Source organism: Shewanella sp. c952 (assembly GCF_019654975.1).
Classification (GTDB): domain Bacteria; phylum Pseudomonadota; class Gammaproteobacteria; order Enterobacterales; family Shewanellaceae; genus Shewanella.
In genome coordinates, this window is sequence record NZ_BPEW01000069.1 from 1 (window position 1) to 3,280 (window position 3,280).

The window sequence follows — 3,280 nt, forward strand, 5'->3', positions numbered from 1 at the left end:
CTATCGCAAGTAAATATAAATTATTGAGTTAAACACACATTAAGTGCTTCTAATCTTAGTCGTAGAACCTATTAGTCTACTCATAAAACCCATCAGGGTTGTATGGTTAAGCCTCACGAGTCATTAGTATCAGTTAGCTCAACGCCTCACAACGCTTACACACCTGACCTATCAACGTCCTAGTCTCGAACGGCTCTTTAGAGGAATTAAATTCCTAGGGATGACTCATCTTAGGACTCGCTTCCCGCTTAGATGCTTTCAGCGGTTATCGATTCCGAACGTAGCTACCGGGCAATGCTATTGGCATAACAACCCGAACACCAGCGGTTCGTCCACTCCGGTCCTCTCGTACTAGGAGCAGCTTCCTTCAATCATCCAACGCCCACGGCAGATAGGGACCGAACTGTCTCACGACGTTCTGAACCCAGCTCGCGTACCACTTTAAATGGCGAACAGCCATACCCTTGGGACCGACTTCAGCCCCAGGATGTGATGAGCCGACATCGAGGTGCCAAACACCGCCGTCGATATGAACTCTTGGGCGGTATCAGCCTGTTATCCCCGGCGTACCTTTTATCCGTTGAGCGATGGCCCTTCCATACAGAACCACCGGATCACTATGACCTACTTTCGTACCTGCTCGACGTGTATGTCTCGCAGTTAAGCTGGCTTATGCCATTGCACTAACCGTACGATGTCCGACCGTACTTAGCCAACCTTCGTGCTCCTCCGTTACTCTTTGGGAGGAGACCGCCCCAGTCAAACTACCCACCAGGCACTGTCCCGAACCCCGATTCAGGGGCCGCGGTTAGAACATCAAAACTACAAGGGTGGTATTTCAAGGTTGACTCCACATCATCTAGCGACAATGCTTCAAAGTCTCCCACCTATCCTACACATGTAGGTTCAATGTTCAGTGCCAAGCTATAGTAAAGGTGCACGGGGTCTTTCCGTCTAGCCGCGGGTATACGGCATCTTCACCGCAATTTCAACTTCACTGAGTCTCGGCTGGAGACAGCGTGGCCATCATTACGCCATTCGTGCAGGTCGGAACTTACCCGACAAGGAATTTCGCTACCTTAGGACCGTTATAGTTACGGCCGCCGTTTACCGGGGCTTCGATCATGAGCTTCTCCGAAGATAACCCAATCAATTAACCTTCCGGCACCGGGCAGGCGTCATACCGTATACTTCCTCTTGCGAGTTTGCACAGTACTGTGTTTTTGATAAACAGTTGCAGCCACCTGGTATCTGCGACTGCCAACAGCTTAGGAAGCAAGTTCCATCACCGTCGGCAGCGTACCTTCTCCCGAAGTTACGGTACCATTTTGCCTAGTTCCTTCAGCCGAGTTCTCTCAAGCGCCTTGGTATTCTCTACCCAACCACCTGTGTCGGTTTGGGGTACGATTCCTACTAACCTGAAGCTTAGAAGATTTTCCTGGAAGCATGGCATCAACTACTTCAGTCCCTTAGGACCTCGTCATCAGTTCTCAGCCTTAATGTTCACCCGGATTTGCCTAAGTGAACAGCCTACAACCTTAAACGCGGACAACCAACGCCGCGCTAGCCTAGCCTTCTCCGTCTCTCCATCGCAGTTAGCAGAAGTACAGGAATATTAACCTGTTTCCCATCGACTACGCCTTTCGGCCTCGCCTTAGGGGTCGACTCACCCTGCCCTGATTAACATTGGACAGGAACCCTTGGTCTTTCGGCGAGGGAGTTTTTCACTCCCTTTATCGTTACTCATGTCAGCATTCGCACTTCTGATACCTCCAGTGTGGGTTACCCCTTCACCTTCAACGGCTTACAGAACGCTCCTCTACCGCTTGCTAGTAAACTAGCAAACCCATAGCTTCGGTGTATTGCTTAGCCCCGTTAAATCTTCCGCGCAGGCCGACTCGACTAGTGAGCTATTACGCTTTCTTTAAATGATGGCTGCTTCTAAGCCAACATCCTAGCTGTCTAAGCCTTCCCACATCGTTTCCCACTTAGCAATAACTTTGGGACCTTAGCTGATGGTCTGGGTTGTTTCCCTTTTCACGACGGACGTTAGCACCCGCCGTGTGTCTCCCGTATAGTACTCATTGGTATTCGGAGTTTGCAAAGGGTTGGTAAGTCGGGATGACCCCCTAGCCTTAACAGTGCTCTACCCCCAATGGTATTCGTACGAGGCGCTACCTAAATAGCTTTCGAGGAGAACCAGATATCTCCCGGTTTGATTGGCCTTTCACCCCCAGCCACAAGTCATCCGCTCATTTTTCAACATAAGTCGGTTCGGTCCTCCAGTTGATGTTACTCAACCTTCAACCTGCCCATGGCTAGATCACCGGGTTTCGGGTCTACACCTTGCAACTAAACGCGCAGTTAACACTCGGTTTCCCTACGGCTCCGCTATTCGCTTAACCTCGCTACAAAATGTAAGTCGCTGACCCATTATACAAAAGGTACGCAGTCACGGTCTCAAGAACCGCTCCCACTGCTTGTACGTATACGGTTTCAGGTTCTATTTCACTCCCCTCACAGGGGTTCTTTTCGCCTTTCCCTCACGGTACTGGTTCACTATCGGTCAGTCAGGAGTATTTAGCCTTGGAGGATGGTCCCCCCATGTTCAGACAAGATGTCACGTGTCCCGTCCTACTCGTTTTCACGTAAAGTTAGTTTTCATGTACGGGGCTATCACCCTGTGCCGCTGTGCTTTCCAACACATTCCACTAACACCCTCTACGCTTAAGGGCTAATCCCCGTTCGCTCGCCGCTACTAGGGGAATCTCGGTTGATTTCTTTTCCTCCGGGTACTTAGATGTTTCAGTTCCCCGGGTTTGCCTCTTTAACCTATGAATTCAGTTAAAGATACATGCTTATGCATGTGGGTTTCCCCATTCGGACATCGTTAGCTCAAATGCTTGTTACTAGCTCGCCAACGCTTTTCGCAAGTTACTACGTCCTTCATCGCCTCTGACTGCCAAGGCATCCACCATATACGCTTAGTCACTTAACCATACAACCCAAATAAGTCTCTATGAGAGATATCCGTTGTCTCAAGCGGGTAAGCTTAAAACAGTCGTATCGTAACTAATGGTTTCTACTTTCGCCAAAATTAGAATTTTTAACTCGTTCATCAACACATTCATGTTAAATCGCAAGCCAAGACACTTAATGTTTAAGTGTTTAGAACTCAATTTTTTAATTTCGCGTTAATCCTATAAATAACAGTACGATAAATCGTAGTTGTTATCCCTTTCAGATTAACACTATCAGCTTTCCAAATTTTTAAAGAACG

1 rRNA gene is annotated in these 3,280 nt (G+C 48.6%); it reads right to left on the minus strand.

Going from position 1 to position 3,280, the window contains the following annotated elements:
- Positions 1–102: 102 nt before the first annotated feature.
- Positions 103–2,998 (minus strand): 23S ribosomal RNA (locus K5R16_RS21830).
- Positions 2,999–3,280 lie beyond the last annotated feature (282 nt).